The sequence below is a fragment of the Streptomyces sp. GLSS-08 genome (genome assembly GCF_056387915.1).
The window spans coordinates 41,884-56,090 of sequence record NZ_JBWJAQ010000017.1 but is presented as its reverse complement, the minus strand read 5'-3'; the positions used below and the strand labels follow the sequence as shown (position 1 = coordinate 56,090).

13 protein-coding genes are annotated in these 14,207 nt (G+C 73.3%); 8 read left to right on the top strand and 5 right to left on the bottom strand.

The genetic code is table 11. The features are described from left to right. The first annotated feature begins 228 nt into the window (after positions 1 to 228). The 5 genes from AC0ZLC_RS26490 to AC0ZLC_RS26470 all read left to right on the top strand — a co-directional run bounded on the left by AC0ZLC_RS26490 (position 229) and on the right by AC0ZLC_RS26470 (position 4,743). On the top strand, positions 229 to 666 hold the full coding sequence (locus tag AC0ZLC_RS26490) for a hypothetical protein (RefSeq protein ID WP_476754468.1): 438 nt from the start codon (positions 229 to 231) through the stop codon (positions 664 to 666). 168 nt (positions 667 to 834) lie between these two features. After that, a complete protein-coding gene (locus tag AC0ZLC_RS26485; RefSeq protein ID WP_476754467.1) occupies positions 835 to 1,452 on the top strand; it encodes an RNA polymerase sigma factor in 618 nt (205 codons plus the stop codon). A 51-nt stretch (positions 1,453 to 1,503) separates the two neighbouring features. After that, complete coding sequence (locus AC0ZLC_RS26480) at positions 1,504 to 2,364, top strand: hypothetical protein (RefSeq protein ID WP_476754466.1); 861 nt, start codon at positions 1,504 to 1,506, stop codon at positions 2,362 to 2,364. A 586-nt stretch (positions 2,365 to 2,950) separates the two neighbouring features. After that, positions 2,951 to 3,613: an RNA polymerase sigma factor gene (locus AC0ZLC_RS26475; RefSeq protein WP_476754465.1), complete on the top strand. Its 663-nt coding sequence runs from the start codon at positions 2,951 to 2,953 to the stop codon at positions 3,611 to 3,613. Then, on the top strand, positions 3,613 to 4,743 hold the full coding sequence (locus AC0ZLC_RS26470) for a hypothetical protein (RefSeq protein ID WP_476754464.1): 1,131 nt from the start codon (positions 3,613 to 3,615) through the stop codon (positions 4,741 to 4,743). The genes AC0ZLC_RS26475 and AC0ZLC_RS26470 overlap by 1 nt, the downstream gene beginning before the upstream one ends. Positions 4,744 to 5,003: 260 nt before the next feature. Here the strand turns inward: AC0ZLC_RS26470 and AC0ZLC_RS26465 are convergent, their stop codons facing one another. Continuing rightward, entirely contained in the window at positions 5,004 to 5,861 is an 858-nt protein-coding gene (locus tag AC0ZLC_RS26465) for a L,D-transpeptidase family protein (protein ID WP_476754463.1), read from the bottom strand. Positions 5,862 to 6,133: 272 nt separating this feature from the next. Between AC0ZLC_RS26465 and AC0ZLC_RS26460 the strand changes: the two genes are divergently transcribed. Both AC0ZLC_RS26460 and leuE read left to right on the top strand, forming a co-directional pair. Then, on the top strand, positions 6,134 to 7,714 hold the full coding sequence (locus AC0ZLC_RS26460) for an acyl-CoA mutase large subunit family protein (RefSeq protein ID WP_476754462.1): 1,581 nt from the start codon (positions 6,134 to 6,136) through the stop codon (positions 7,712 to 7,714). Positions 7,715 to 7,775: 61 nt separating this feature from the next. Beyond that, positions 7,776 to 8,432: a leucine efflux protein LeuE gene (leuE, locus tag AC0ZLC_RS26455; protein WP_476754461.1), complete on the top strand. Its 657-nt coding sequence runs from the start codon at positions 7,776 to 7,778 to the stop codon at positions 8,430 to 8,432. Positions 8,433 to 8,463: 31 nt separating this feature from the next. On the opposite strand, the gene AC0ZLC_RS26450 is transcribed toward leuE, so the two are convergent. Further along, positions 8,464 to 9,927 (bottom strand): FAD-dependent monooxygenase, encoded by a 1,464-nt coding sequence (locus tag AC0ZLC_RS26450; protein WP_476754460.1) that lies wholly within the window; start codon positions 9,925 to 9,927, stop codon positions 8,464 to 8,466. 39 nt (positions 9,928 to 9,966) lie between these two features. Here AC0ZLC_RS26450 and AC0ZLC_RS26445 point away from each other — a divergent pair, with 39 nt between their 5' ends. Continuing rightward, on the top strand, positions 9,967 to 10,617 hold the full coding sequence (locus AC0ZLC_RS26445; protein ID WP_476754459.1) for a TetR/AcrR family transcriptional regulator C-terminal domain-containing protein: 651 nt from the start codon (positions 9,967 to 9,969) through the stop codon (positions 10,615 to 10,617). 26 nt (positions 10,618 to 10,643) lie between these two features. Here AC0ZLC_RS26445 and AC0ZLC_RS26440 read toward each other — a convergent pair whose 3' ends face one another. The 3 genes from AC0ZLC_RS26440 to AC0ZLC_RS26430 are packed head-to-tail and all read right to left on the bottom strand — an operon-like array spanning position 10,644 to position 14,094. Next, positions 10,644 to 11,786 (bottom strand): acyltransferase family protein, encoded by a 1,143-nt coding sequence (locus AC0ZLC_RS26440; protein WP_476754458.1) that lies wholly within the window; start codon positions 11,784 to 11,786, stop codon positions 10,644 to 10,646. Beyond that, positions 11,783 to 13,117, bottom strand: coding sequence for an alpha-2,8-polysialyltransferase family protein (locus AC0ZLC_RS26435; protein WP_476754457.1), 1,335 nt, complete (start codon positions 13,115 to 13,117; stop codon positions 11,783 to 11,785). Before AC0ZLC_RS26435 ends, AC0ZLC_RS26440 begins: the two co-directional genes overlap by 4 nt. Then, on the bottom strand, positions 13,114 to 14,094 hold the full coding sequence (locus AC0ZLC_RS26430; protein WP_476754456.1) for a glycosyltransferase family 2 protein: 981 nt from the start codon (positions 14,092 to 14,094) through the stop codon (positions 13,114 to 13,116). The genes AC0ZLC_RS26435 and AC0ZLC_RS26430 overlap by 4 nt, the downstream gene beginning before the upstream one ends. Positions 14,095 to 14,207 lie beyond the last annotated feature (113 nt).

The window sequence follows — 14,207 nt, the reverse complement described above, 5'->3', positions numbered from 1 at the left end:
GACCACCCGTCACGCAGGTGGCTCTCTATTCCAGCGCACAGTGACGGGCAAACCGCACCGCCGGAAGGTGTGCCGTACATCACTCTTGACCGGCGGAGGCGTGTCACAGCCTTCGGAGGGCTGTCCGTAAGGCATCGCACAGCCGTCCGGAGAGTGACGTTCCGCGGCCCTCGTCCGCTGGGTCCCGAGAGGCGCGCGCCGGACGCGCAGGGGATGCGAGGGGGGCTCGTGGCGAAGCGGAGTGAGGTCGAGGCGCGGATGCGGTGGCAGGCGGCGGAGTTCGTGCGGCGGGTCACGGCGCGCAACCGGCTGCCCCTGGACTACTCCGTGGACAGCCTCCGGGTGGTCGACTTCATCGTGGACGGCGTCAGGAAGGGCGGGACCGAGCGGAGGCGGGTGCACGACGTGCTGTTCGGGCTCGGCGTCTACACCGGGGAGGTGTTCGTCCGGCGGGCCGGTGGCGTGTGGGTCGAGTTCGACGCCGGGCAGCAGGAGCTGTTCGGGCAGCCGGTCGGGGTGCGGATGCCCGACGGACGGGTGTGGAACCCGCTCGGGAAGGTGGTGAAGCGGTTCGACGAGGGCGCGGCCGAATCCGTGCGCACGCTGTACCTCCAGGTGCACGGCCGGGCGAGCCGGGCCGCCGGCTGCGACAGGCGGTCCGCGTAGGGGAGTGCCGCGGGGTTCCGGACGGCGGGGGCGCGGCACGGGCGACGGGGCTTCTGACGGGCTGTGACATTTCTGTGGGGCTTGACGCTGATGACCGTGGGGGCGTGGACACGGCCGGCCGTGCACATGGCGCGGATCCGTGACGACTCGGTGCGAACGAGGACAGTGTTGGGCCAGGGAGGGGAGCCCTGCCGCGTGCAGGCGTACGACGGGGAGCTGGGCGTGGCCGTCGGGCGGGCCCAGGAGGGGGACGAGGCCGCGTTCGCGGTCGCGTACCGCATCGTGCAGCCCGGGCTGCTCGGGTACCTGCGCGGGCTCGTCGGGGAGGACGCGGAGGACGTGGCGTCCGACGCGTGGCTGGAGATCGCCCGGGACCTCGGGCGTTTCCGGGGGGACGGGGCGGGCTTCCGCGGCTGGACGGCGACCATCGCCCGGCACCGGGCGCTGGACCATCTGCGCCGGCAGCGGGTACGGCCCCGGGCGACCGCGCTCGAACAGGATCTGCTGGAACTGCCCGGCGTCCACAGCACGCACGACCAGGCACTGGAGTCCCTGTCCACCGGGTACGCCCTGGAGCTGGTCGCCGGGCTGCCCCGCGACCAGGCCGAGGCCGTACTCCTGCGGGTGGTCGTGGGGCTCGACGGTCCCGCCGCCGCGCGCGTCCTCGGCAAACGGCCCGGCGCCGTCCGCACCGCCGCGCACCGCGGCCTCAGGCGCCTCGCCCGGCAGCTCGGGGCCGAGGGTGTGACGCCTGGGGGCCCCCGGACGCTGGGGGAGTCGGGATGAGCGCCGGGAGGACGGGCGCCGGGACGACGACGGCCGGGGACGGATGCGGACATGGGTGAACGGCAGAGCGACGGGAGGGCTCCGGGCCGCCGGGCCGTACCTCCGGTCGCCGTGCGGCCGGGCGCCGAGGGGTCGGGTCCGGCGGGCGCGCAGTCCGTGGCGCCCGCGGGGTCCGTGTCGCCCGCGGGGTCCGCGGAGGCGTCCGTCGAGGTTCTGCTCGCCGCCGTGCGGAGCCGGCCGGTCGATCCGCGGGGGGAGCGGCGTGCCGTCGCGGCGTTCCGCGCTGCCAGGGAGCAGAGGGCGCACCGCGTGCAGGACCGGCGCCGGGACGACTGGCGGCCGCGGGAGCAGCGGCGGGCGAGGCGGTCGCTGCGGACGGTGCTCGTGACGCTGTGCGCCGGCCTCGCGCTGGGCGGGGTCGCCGTCGCCGGCATCGGTCCGGCCGGTCTGTCGTCCGGCGGCGGCGCGGAGCGGCGGGGGAGGGCCGAGCCGTCCCAGAGCACCGCGGGTCCCTCGCGGGGGCGGCCCGGGGCGATTCCCGCACCCGGCGGCACGAGCCCGTCCGGGCGGTCGCCGGGCGCCCGGGACACGGAGGCGCACTGCCGTGCCTACGAGGCCGTCGCGGGCCGGGGCCGGGCCCTCGGCTCGGCCGCCTGGCAGCGGCTGGTCGCCGAAGCGGGCGGGGAGGACGACGTCGAGGCGTACTGCGCGGAGCGGTTGGGCGGGGCGGAGGCGAGCGCGGACGGCGACCCTCCGGGGCGTGGTGGCGCGGCCCGGGAGAAGGGGCGGCCGACGCACGCGGGCCGTCCGACGGGGGCGGCCGGGCCGGCCGGGCCGGGGTCGGTTGCCCGGCCCAAGGCGTCGAAGAGCAACGGGAACGGGAACGGGAACGGTAAGGGTGGGCGGGGCTAGGTTCTGGTCGGTCGCGCTCGGCACGGGGGTGGTTGCTCCCGCCGCGGGGCTCCGCCCCGGACCCCGCTCCTCAAACGCCGGAGGGGCTGATTCTCGCCCCGCGTCCCGGGTGCCGGAGGGGCTGATTCTTGCCCCGCGTCCCGGGTGCCGGAGGGGCTGATTCTTGCCCCGCGTCCCGGGTGCCGGAGGGGCTGATTCTCGCCCCGCGTCCCGGGTGCCGGAAGGTGCGCATCCTGCCCCGCGGGCTGAGGTGTGCCGGCTTTCGGCCGTGTGCCGATGGCAACGGCCGGGGCCGCCACCCCCCACAGGAGAGACCCCGGCCGTCGCGCGGCACGGGCCGCGCGGCCCGTACTTCCTACAGCGCCGTGAGTGCGCTTTCTGTCACACCTCACCGCGTCACGAGTTAGTTGCAGGTTCTACGGTCATGGACGAAGAGCGGTTTCACGCCGTAACGTGCCTTTCGCGCCGGACTGTGAACCGGCGCCACATCCACGAAGGGCCCACGACCGCGACCTTCGACAGAGGGACACAACGGCGAGAACCCGGTCCGCGAGAGCGGCGCCGGCCTAGGCGCAAGAGGGGCGCGGTGCTGGGGGACGACGCGGAGCTGACCGCCGCGGTGCTTGCGGCACAGGACGGGGACGAGACCGCGTTCCGGACTGTGTACCGCGCGGTGCACCCGCGGCTGCTCGGGTACGTACGGACGCTGGTCGGCGACCCGGACGCCGAGGACGTGACCTCCGAGTCCTGGCTGCAGATCGCCCGTGACCTCGAGCGGTTCAGCGGTGACGCCGACCGGTTCCGCGGCTGGGCCGCCCGTATCGCCCGCAACCGCGCCCTCGACCACATACGCATGCGCGGCCGCCGCCCCGCGATAGGCGGCGACGAAACCGAGCTGACCGGGCAGGCGGCCGAGTCCGACACCGCGGGCGAGGCGATCGAGGCCCTGGCCACCGACAGCACCCTCTCTCTCATCGCCCGGCTCCCGCAGGACCAGGCCGAGGCCGTCGTGCTGCGTGTCGTCGTCGGACTCGACGCCAAGACCGCGGCCGAGACCCTGGGCAAGCGCCCCGGCGCCGTCCGCACCGCGGCGCACCGCGGCCTGAAGCGGCTCGCGGAGCTGCTCGGCGCGGATGCGGAATCCGCGGGCGCCCTCGGTGCCCTACCCCCGCAAAAAGAGCCGCGTACCCGCGCGGTGACGTCCGCCGGTGTGACGCGTACGCGAGCGCGGACGCAGAAGGACATGTGATGGCCGACGAGCAGTACAGGTGGCTGGACCGTGAGGCCGCGGAGCGTCTGCTGCGCGGGGAGCCGCTGGAGACCGTCGACGCCGAGACCCGCGAGCAGGCGGACCGGCTGGCCGAGGCCCTGCTGGCGCTGGCCGCCGCACCCCCGCTGAACAGCGCCGAACTCCCCGGTGAGGCCGCGGCGTTGGCCGCCTTCCGTACGGCACGCACCGGGGCGGACGACGAGTCCGCGCTGCCCGGGGGCGAGCACCGTACGCGCGGCGCCGCCCGCTCCGCCGACGCCGGCCTGGTACGCCTCGGGCGCCCCGCGCGGACCGGCCGGCGGACCTCCTGGGGCCGCCCCCTGCGGCTGGGACTGGCGGCGGCGCTGGCCGCCGGGATGATCGGCGGGGTCGCCGTGGCGGCGGGAACCGGAGTGCTGCCCACGCCGTTCGGCGACCGCGAGCCCGCACCGGCCGCCACGGTCTCCGCGGCCTCGACACCCCGGCAGCCGCTCGTCTCCCCGTCACCCGGCGTCACCGGGGGCCGGTCCGGCGTGCCGTCACCGGACGGGTCCACGGAGGGCTCGTCCCCCGGTGGCACCGGACGCGACGAGGCGCGGGGCGGCGGCGCGGGCGGGCAGCCGGACGCCGAGGACACGGGCGCGTCCGGCCGCTCCGACGACCGGCGGGGCAGCGTGCTGGCGTCCTGCCGTGACCTGCGCAGGGGCCGGCAGCTCGACGCGGACCGCAGGCGTGTCCTGGAGGACGCGGCCCGGGGTTCCGGCCGCGTCAAGAAGTACTGCGAGGGCGTCCTCGGGGACGCGGAGGGCCGTTCCGGTGCCACCGAGGAGAGCGGCGGCAAGAAGGACAAGGACAAGGACAAGGACAAGGACAAGGACAAGGGCGAGGACGAGGGGGACAAGGACAAGGGGGACAAGGGCGGCCGGGGTGACGACGGCAAGCACCACATGGTCCCGGGCGGTGGCGGCCACCAGGGGAACGCCGACGCCACACCGCCCGCGGCCTTCGCTCCCTCCGCGTCGGCGCCGAAGCCGGCGAAGCACGTCTGGACCGGAAGGATCCCGGCGGACTCCGCCGCGTCCAGTCCCTCGCCCGTGTACAGCGCGCTGTCGGTGCCGCCACGCTCCTGAGCTGGGAGAACCCAGGGAGCCTGCCACCGTGCACCGCTCTGACCTGCGGTTTCGTAATTCGGTGAAATTTTTCCCGCGTGGGTGTGACGTTTTCGGCCGCCGGGGCGCAGTAATGAGTGAGCCGACTGGTCATCGGCCCTCGCATCGAGCCGGGGTTCCCCCCGTACCCACGGCTCGGTGCACCGAGGCGCGGGCGGGACACGTTCCCCCGGTTCCGCCCGCGCCCCACTCTTCCTCCCGCCCGCGGCGGGGCCCGCGCGTCACCAGGAGACGACGACCCTGTCCCCCGAGTGGACCTGCGCGAACAGCGCCGAGATCTTCGCCTCGTCCCGTACGTTGACGCAGCCGTGCGAGCCCCCGGCGTAGCCCCGGGCCGCGAAGTCGGACGAGTAGTGGACCGCCTGGCCCCCGCTGAAGAACAGCGCGTACGGCATCGGCGAGTCGTAGAGCGTCGACACGTGGTGGCGGGACTTGAAGTAGACGGTGAACACCCCCTCGCGGGTGGGTGTGTACTGCGCGCCGAAGCGCACCGCCATCGTCGAGACCGTCCTGCCGTCGATCATCCAGCGCAGGGTCCGGCTGGTCTTGCTGATGCACAGCACCCGCCCGGTCATGCAGCGCGGGTCCGGTTTCGCGGCGGGCTGCCCGCCGAAGGCGTACAGCTCCCACTTCGTCGGCCCGTGCGTCATCCGGACCAGCCGCCGCCAGGTGACGGTGTCCGTCGCGCCGGTCCTCGGCAGCCCGCGCTTGCCCTGGAAGCCCCTGACCGCCGTGACCGTCGCGGTGTCGTACGTCCCGGTGGGCCCTTCGAACAGCCAGGCGAGCTGCCGGAGTCTGGCCTGCACCTCGCGGACGTCCGTGCCCCGGTCGCCCGAGGACCAGAGCACCCGTGCGGCGGCCGGCGTGCCGGGCTCCCGCGTGCCGGGCTTCCCGGTGTCGCCGTCCTCCCCCGGCGTGGCGTCCTGCTGCCGGCCCTTGGCGTCGGGCGTGCCCGTGACGTCGATCCGCACCAGCGGCTGCCGTCCGTCCCCGGCCCCGTCGGCCGCCGCCTTGCAGCCGGCGACGGCGGCGAGCGCCACGAGCGCGGCGACGCCCCTCCTCATGCCCGTCCTACGCATTCCGGCCCCTGTCGTCTCGGAGTTCCGCGCCGGCTCGGCTGTGTCACCTGAGATGCTCCCCTCACGCGTCCGGTTGCGAACCAGCCGCCATTGTTGACGGCCGGAGCGTGCGCCATAGTCGGGACAGGCACGCAGGGACCCCGGACGGGCCCGAACGGGTCTGTGAGCAAGGTCCCAGCGCGGTCCTCTCCACCGGGCGCATGGCCGCCGCTACAGTCCGTCGCGAGGGTCGTCTGTACTAGCGAGTAACCAAGCATGCGGAGGCACACACCATGGCGCGCGAGTCGGAGTCCGGACTGCCCATCGAGCCGGTCTACGGGCCGGACGCCCTTGCGGACTGGGATCCCGCGGAGAAGCTGGGCGCGCCCGGGCAGTACCCGTTCACGCGCGGCGTGTACCCCTCGATGTACACCGGCCGGCCGTGGACGATGCGCCAGTACGCCGGTTTCGGTACGGCCGTGGAGTCCAACGCCCGCTACCAGCAGCTGATCGCGAACGGCACCATGGGCCTGTCCGTCGCCTTCGACCTGCCGACCCAGATGGGCCACGACTCCGACGCGCCGATCGCCTCCGGAGAGGTCGGCAAGGTGGGCGTCGCCATCGACTCCGTCGACGACATGCGCATCCTGTTCGGCGGCATCCCGCTGGACAAGGTCTCCACGTCGATGACGATCAACGCCCCCGCCGCACTGCTGCTGCTGATGTACCAGCTCGTCGGCGAGGAGCAGGGCGTCCCCGCGGACCGGCTGACGGGCACGATCCAGAACGACGTGCTGAAGGAGTACATCGCCCGCGGCACGTACATCTTCCCGCCGAAGCCCTCCCTGCGCCTGATCGCCGACATCTTCAAGTACTGCAAGGCCGAGATCCCGAAGTGGAACACGATCTCGATCTCCGGCTACCACATGGCCGAGGCCGGTGCCTCCCCCGCGCAGGAGATCGCCTTCACTCTCGCGGACGGCATCGAGTACGTGCGCACGGCCGTCGCGGCCGGTATGGACGTCGACGACTTCGCCCCGCGCCTGTCCTTCTTCTTCGTCGCCCGTACGACGATCCTGGAGGAGGTCGCCAAGTTCCGTGCCGCCCGCCGCATCTGGGCGAGGGTGATGCGCGAGGAGTTCGGCGCGAAGAACCCCAAGTCGCTGATGCTGCGCTTCCACACGCAGACCGCCGGGGTGCAGCTGACGGCCCAGCAGCCCGAGGTGAACCTGGTCCGGGTCGCCGTCCAGGGGCTGGGCGCGGTGCTCGGCGGTACGCAGTCCCTGCACACGAACTCCTTCGACGAGGCCATTGCGCTGCCCACGGACAAGAGCGCGCGCCTGGCCCTGCGGACCCAGCAGGTGCTGGCGTACGAGACCGACGTCACCGCCACCGTCGACCCGTTCGCCGGCTCGTACGTGGTCGAGAGGATGACGGACGACGTGGAGGCCGCCGCCGTCGAGCTGATGGCGAAGGTCGAGGAGATGGGCGGTGCGGTCAACGCGATCGAACGCGGCTTCCAGAAGGGCGAGATCGAGCGCTCCGCCTACCGCATCGCCCTGGCGACGGACTCCGGCGAGCGCGTGGTCGTGGGCGTCAACCGCTACCAGCTCGACGCGGAGGAGCCCTACGAGCCGCTGCGCGTCGACCCGGCCATCGAGGCCCAGCAGGCGGAACGGCTCGCCACCCTGCGCGCCGAGCGCGACCAGGCGGTGGTCGACGCGGCCCTCGCGGACCTGAAGAAGGCGGCCGAGGGCACGGACAACGTCCTGTACCCGATGAAGGACGCGCTGCGCGCCCGGGCGACCGTGGGCGAGGTGTGCAACGCCCTCCGGGAGGTCTGGGGGACGTACGTGCCGACCGACGCGTTCTGACCGTACCGCCGCACGAGAAGCCCCGAGCGGAGTGCCGTACGCCTGTGCGACACTCCTGCTCATGCTTGGCGTCATCGACCTCCCCACCTACCTCGTGGGCCTCGTCCTGATCGTGCTGCTCCCCGGGCCGAACTCGCTCTACGTGCTCTCGGTGGCCGCCCGCCGCGGTGTGCGCGCCGGGTACCGGGCCGCCGCGGGCGTCTGGTGCGGGGACGCCGTGCTGATGACGCTGTCCGCCGCGGGAGTCGCCTCGCTGCTCCAGGCGAACGCGGTGCTGTTCGGGATCGTGAAGTACGCCGGGGCCGGCTATCTGACCTGGCTCGCGGCCGGGATGCTGCGGGCCGCGTGGACGATGTGGCGGACCCGGCGGGAGCGGGCCGGGGCCGGGAGCGCACCCGCGGCGCCGGTCGCCGGGGAGCGGCCCTTCCGGCGGGCGCTGGTCGTCAGCCTCTTCAACCCCAAGGCGATCCTCTTCTTCGTCGCCTTCTTCGTGCAGTTCGTGGACCCGGCCTACGCCTACCCGGCGCTCTCCTTCGTCGTGCTCGGCGTCTTCGCCCAGCTCGCCAGCTTCCTCTACCTCACCGCGCTGATCTTCGGCGGCACGAGACTGGCGGCCGCCTTCCGCCGCCGCCGGGCCCTGTCCGCGGGGGCCACCTCGGCGGCGGGCGCGCTGTTCCTCGGTTTCGCGGTGAAGCTGTCGCTGGCCGGCTCGGTGTAGGACGCGGCCCCGCCGTGCGCCGGACGGGACTTCAGCCCCGTCCGGTGGCCCCGGCGACCCGTGCCAGGTAGCCGGCCGCCCCGTCCGCGGTGTCGCCCGCCCAGCCCACGTATCCGTCGGGGCGGACGAGGAACACACCGGTGCCGTACGCCTCGTACGCCGGTGTGCGGAGCGTGCGCACCAGGTCCCCGTCGAACGTCGGGAGCCGGGTGTCCGTGCCCACCGCCAGCAGGGTCCAGTGCGGTCCCCGGAACGCGTCGAAGAGCCGTACGCCGCCGGGCCGTCCGTCCGGTGCCCGGTCCCCGGCGCGCAGCGCGTCCTCGGCCGGCGCGGTCCTGGTCTCCTCGGTGAGCGCCGAGTCCCGGTAGCCGAGGCCCAGTTGCCCGGTCGCCTCGCCGCGCCTGACTTCTCCCCGGTGGACCCTGGTGGACAGGCCGAGCATGTCCGCGGCGACGGGCCTGCGCTCCGCCTCGTAGGAGTCGAGGAGTTCCGCCGGGGCCCCGCCGCCCAGCACCGCGGCGAGCTTCCAGCCCAGGTTGTACGCGTCCTGGACGCTGGTGTTGAGGCCCTGTCCGCCGGCCGGGGAGTGCAGGTGCGCCGCGTCGCCCGCCAGGAGGACCCGCCCCTCGCGGAACCGGTCCGCCAGCGCGGTCCGCGCCCGGAAGACGGAGGTCCAGCGCACCTCGGTGACCGCGTCCGGCGCAAGGTGGGAGCGGGCGGCGACGACCTTGCGCAGGCCTTCGGGGGACGGGTCGGGCGTCAGGTCCGCGGGGAACTGCGCGAGGACCTGGAAGTCCTCGGTCCCGGCCAGCGGACAGACCGCCATGAGCTCCGCGCCGCCGGCCGGCGGGAAGAGGTGCCAGTGGTCGCGGTCCAGCCCGGTGATCCGGACGTCGGCGACCAGGGTCGGGTGCGGGTCGACATTCTCGCCCCGCATGCCGATGCCCAGCGCGCGCCGCACGGCCGAGCGTCCGCCGTCGGCCGCGACGGCGTACCGGGCGCGGACCGGCGGGCCGGACGTGAAGGACGCGGTGACGCCGTCGGCGTCCTGGGCGAGGCCGGTCAGTTCGCGGCCGAACGCGACGTCCTCGCCGAGTTCCCGCAGCCGCGCGTGCAGGATCTCCTGGGTGTGCCACTGCGGCAGCATCCAGGTCCCCCGGTAGGGCTCCGCCTCGGTCGGCTCGGCCTCGTCGATCATGCGGTGCTCGCCCTGGCGCACCCCGTCCCGCCAGATCATGCCCATCGGGTAGGGGCCGCCGGCCGCCCGGACCGCGTCCAGGACCCCGAGGTCGTCCATGACCTCCAGGGTGCGCGGCTGGAGTCCCTTGCCGCGTGAGCCGGGGAAGAGCGCGTCGGCCCGCTCGACGACCAGGGCGCGCACCCCGCGCCGGGCCAGGTCGACGGCGAGGGCCAGGCCGGTCGGGCCGGCGCCGACGACGAGCACGTCGGTGTCGAGGGTGTCCACGGGCAGCTCCTTAACGCTGTTAAGTTCCATGCGCCGCAGCATGTACTTAACAGCGTTAAACTGTCAACCGTGACTTCCCGGAGAACCTCCAGACTGGACAAGCGACTGGTCACCGACACCGCGCTGCGACTGCTCAACGAGGTGGGCCTCGACGGCCTCACCCTGCGGGCCATCGCGAAGGAGCTGGACGTCCAGGCCCCGGCCCTCTACTGGCACGTCAAGAACAAGCAGGCGCTGCTCGACGAGATGGCGACGGAGATGTACCGCCGGATGGTGGCCGGGGCGCGGCCCGCCCCGGACGGCAGCTGGCAGGAACGGCTCCTCGCGGCCAACCGCGCCCTGCGCTGCTCCCTGCTCGGCTACCGCGACGGCGCCAAGGTCTTCAGCGGCTCCCGCTTCACCGGCACCGACCACGCGGTCCAGATGGAGGAGCACCTCCGCGCGTTCCTCGACGCCGGCTTCGACCTCCCCCAGGCGGTCCGCGCCATCACCACCGCCTACCTCTTCACCCTCGGCTTCGTCACCGAGGAGCAGGGCGTCCAGCCCCTGCCGGGGGAGCGCCGCGAGGGCTTCGACGTGGCGGAGCGGGCCGCGCGCATGGCGGACTTCCCCCTCTCGGCCGCCGCGGGCGCCGAGCTCTTCCAGGACTACGAGCAGGGCTTCGAGGAGGGGCTGCGCCTGGTGGTCGCGGGGATCGAGGCGCGGTACCGGGTCGCCTGAGCCCCGGGTGGCGGGGGCCCGGGACCTCAGCGGGCGGAGGTGAGCAGCGCCCGCAGCCGGGGCCCCAGCCGGTCCTCCACGCAGCGGTTCAGCAGCCACGCGAGGACGAGCATCGTGAGGACCGTGAGCGGGAGGGTCCCGTACGACGGGATGTGCAGGGTGCGGTGATAGGCCTTGACGGCGACCCAGCCCAGATGCTCGTGCACCAGGTAGAAGGGGTACGTCAGCGCGCCCGCCACGGTCAGCCAGCGCCAGTTCGCCCCGCTCAGCCAGCCCAGCGCGATCGCGGCGACCGCGAGGAACCCGAGGGTGACGACCAGGACGATGCCGTACGAGGTGCGGTACGAGAAGAAGTCCGGGTTCGGGGCGTGCCACAGCTCCGTCACCGCGTAGTGCTGGCCCACCAGCCAGCTGACGCCGACGATGCCCCAGGCGTACGCGTCCCGCCGGTCGCGGTGGACCAGGTACAGGCCGACGCCGCCGATGAAGAACGGCGCGTACTGCGGCATCAGGACGATGTCCAGCAGGGGCTGGTTCGCGGACTCCGCGATCGCCGCCGCCAGCGTCCAGCCCGCGCAGAACAGGATGACGCGCTGCCGGTTCGCGCCCGGCAGCACGATGCACAGGGCGAACAGCGCGTAGAAGCGGACCTCGGCCCACAGCGTCCAGCAGACCCCCAGCACCCGGTCCACGCCCAGCGGCTGCTGGAGCATCGTCAGGTTCACCAGCGCGTCGCTCGGCGACACCGCCCGGTAGGTGACGACCGGCAGCGCGAACACCGCCGTCACGAGGATCACCGCCGCCCAGTAGGACGGCAGCAGACGGGAGGCGCGCGAGGCGAAGAACGCGCGCAGCGTGCGGCCCCAGCCGCTCATGCAGATCACGAACCCGCTGATCACGAAGAAGATCTGCACGCCGAGACAGCCGTACGCGAACCACGGGTGCAGGGTGGGGAACTGCAGCCTCGGCGAGCTGCCCCACGCCTCGGAGATCTCACCGTCCCGGCCGCCGTAGTGGTACGCGGCGACCATCAGCGCGGCGATCAGCCGCAGCCCGTCGAGCGCGCGCAGGCGGGGCGCGTGCACCCGGGGACCTGTCCGGGGCGGGACGTCGGCGGCCGCCGCGGCCGGGGGCGCGAGGGCCGCCGGCTCCTTCGTGGACGCGGTCATCCGAGCGTCGCCCGCTTGAGGGAGCGCGCGCGGCGGGCCACCCGGCGGACGGTCGCGTTGCGCGGAAGGAACGCGAGCTGGGCGGGGACCGCGCCGGGCAGCGCCAGCGAGGTCAGGCGCCGCCGCTTGAAGTAGCGCCAGGTGCGCTGGTCCAGACGACCGGTCAGATACCGCTCGGCGGCGGGGCGCAGCCGCGGGTAGATCTTCGGCTGCATGGCGTACCCGACGGCATGGACGAGGCTCGTGAGGTCCGCCGCCTCCGGGCCCGGGCGCTGCGACGCGACCGCCGCCCGGTCCGTCAGTTCGGGCAGCAGCGCGTCCACGACGGTGACGGGGATGCGGTTGCTGTTCTCGTACGGCGTGAGGCGGTCGAGGAGCGTCTCCGTGCCGATGCGGGCGACCGGCAGGCCGTACAGCGCGGACGCCGTGAGCAGCGCGGTGGAGAAGCAGCCGACGACCAGCGCGGGACGCATCCGCTGGTACAGCACCTCGGCGAGGACCGGGGTGTCGAGCACGGTGAGGTCGGCGCCCAGTTTCTCCGCCTCCTTCTCCAGGAGACGCGACCAGCGGGCCGGCGCGGTGGGGTGCGGCTTGAACACCACGCGGGTGTGGCCGAGTTCGACGGCGCCCTTCAGCATCCTTACGTGCAGGTCCTCCTCCTCCTCGGCGGAGAGGATGCCGAGCGCCGAGAGGTACTGGCCGAGCAGCAGTGCCGGTTCCTCGATCTGCGGCAACGCGTCGCCGGTGTCCCCGAGTTCGGCGAGCACCTTCGAGAAGGCGTCCGTCGGCACGACCTCGGGGCCGACGCCGAACTCCGTGAGCAGCAGGGGCGTGAGACCCGGCACCAGGTCCAGGTGGAGCAGCCGGGTCACCCGCGTGCCGACCAGGGGGTCGATCTTGGAGCGGGTGGGCCCGTAGCTCATCAGGCCGTCCGCGTACACGGTGACGGGCGCGCCCAGGAAGATCTGCGCCACGGCGAGCGCCGGGTTCACCTGGATCGACTCGACGGCCAGCTCGACGTCGTCGTCGCCGAGCCGCCAGGCGAGCCGCAGATGCCGCTCCCAGAGCGGCACGTCGTCGGGCCGTGGTGCCCAGCCCCCCGGGTGGAAGGGGGAGATGGTCTCGTTCCACGAGATCACCTCGTCGAAGCGGCCGCGCAGCTGCGCGAAGCCCGGCATCTCGTCCACGGCGGGCGTCGTCTCGGGCGTCGCCGCGTTGTTGGACACGAGCAGGATGCGCCGGTCGACGGGTGCGAAACAGTCCGTGTCCAGGGCCGCGGCGAGCGTCGCCGTGCCGTACAGCGTGGACACCATGAAGATCTGCGTGGTCACGCGGCCACCCCCGTGGCCGGAACCGGACGGCGCCGCAGCCGGCGCAGCCGCGTCGCGCGCTGGACGTCCATCGAGTCGAGCGCCTCGTCCAGTACGTCCTGCGGCATGCGCCGCAAGGCGACGGCGCTCATCGACTTCAATTTCCGTGCCACGGATGGCTCGAACCTTTCGATGGATCCCAGGTGATGGGAAATGATCGCGCAATAGGTGCGCACGGCCTTGGGCAGCAGAATGTCCGCGTCGCGGTCCGCCGCGGTCTCCGTGACGACCTGGTCGAAGGCGCGGATGAAATCGAGCTGCCGCACGTCCCCGATCTGCGTGAGGGAAGAGGCGACCCCGCGCCGGTAGAACACTCCGAGCAGGCCCACCGTGGCGAATGATTCCGCCTCCCGGTGCAGCTTCCAGATCCACGGCCGGTCCTCCGCCGTCCGCAGTCCGTCGGTGAAGTGCAGCAGCCCCCGGTCGACAAGCCGGCGGTGATAGATGCCGGCCCAGGCGTAGGCGTAGTCGACGGAGGTGGACCGGTCGGCGGGCAGGATCGCGTCCCGGGGACGCAGGACGACTCCCCGCCGGCCGTGCGGGACCCGGTGGACGGCGCGGGCCCGCGCGGTGCACTGGACGTGGTCCGTACGGACGAAGTCGCAGCCCAGCTCCTCGATGGAGGCGAGGAGCCGCTCGTAGTAGCCGGGGGCGATCCAGTCGTCCCCGTCGAGGAACGTCAGGTATTCGCCGCGCGCCGCGTCGATGCCGGTGTTGCGCGCGGTCGCAAGGCCTCCGTTCTTCTCGTGCCGGACATGCACCGCGCCCGGGAGCTCGCGCTCCGCGCGCGCGAGAATGTCCGGCGTCTCGTCGCGGGAACAGTCGTCGACGAGAATGAATTCGAAGTCGTCGCGTGTGTTGGCACGCAGACTCTTCAGGGTGTCGGGCGCATATTGCTGCACGTTGAAGAACGGCACGATGACGGAGAGCTTGACCACCCGAGTGACGTTAGGCGGCGGCCCGGCATTCGTCTTGACCGTTGGTGGGATGCAAGGTGAACGACGCGTGGCGAAGCCGTGAACCGGGCTGATTCACAAGGGGATCGGGGCCC

What these genes read in the sequence shown, in the direction of transcription:
- AC0ZLC_RS26480 (WP_476754466.1), top strand. Translation starts at nt 1,504, where the DNA reads ATGGGTGAACGGCAGAGCGACGGGAGGGCTCCGGGCCGCCGGGCCGTA.
- AC0ZLC_RS26470 (WP_476754464.1), top strand. Translation starts at nt 3,613, where the DNA reads ATGGCCGACGAGCAGTACAGGTGGCTGGACCGTGAGGCCGCGGAGCGT.
- AC0ZLC_RS26465 (WP_476754463.1), bottom strand. Translation starts at nt 5,861, where the DNA reads ATGCGTAGGACGGGCATGAGGAGGGGCGTCGCCGCGCTCGTGGCGCTC.
- AC0ZLC_RS26460 (WP_476754462.1), top strand. Translation starts at nt 6,134, where the DNA reads ATGGCGCGCGAGTCGGAGTCCGGACTGCCCATCGAGCCGGTCTACGGG.
- leuE (WP_476754461.1), top strand. Translation starts at nt 7,776, where the DNA reads ATGCTTGGCGTCATCGACCTCCCCACCTACCTCGTGGGCCTCGTCCTG.
- AC0ZLC_RS26450 (WP_476754460.1), bottom strand. Translation starts at nt 9,927, where the DNA reads ATGGAACTTAACAGCGTTAAGGAGCTGCCCGTGGACACCCTCGACACC.
- AC0ZLC_RS26440 (WP_476754458.1), bottom strand. Translation starts at nt 11,786, where the DNA reads ATGACCGCGTCCACGAAGGAGCCGGCGGCCCTCGCGCCCCCGGCCGCG.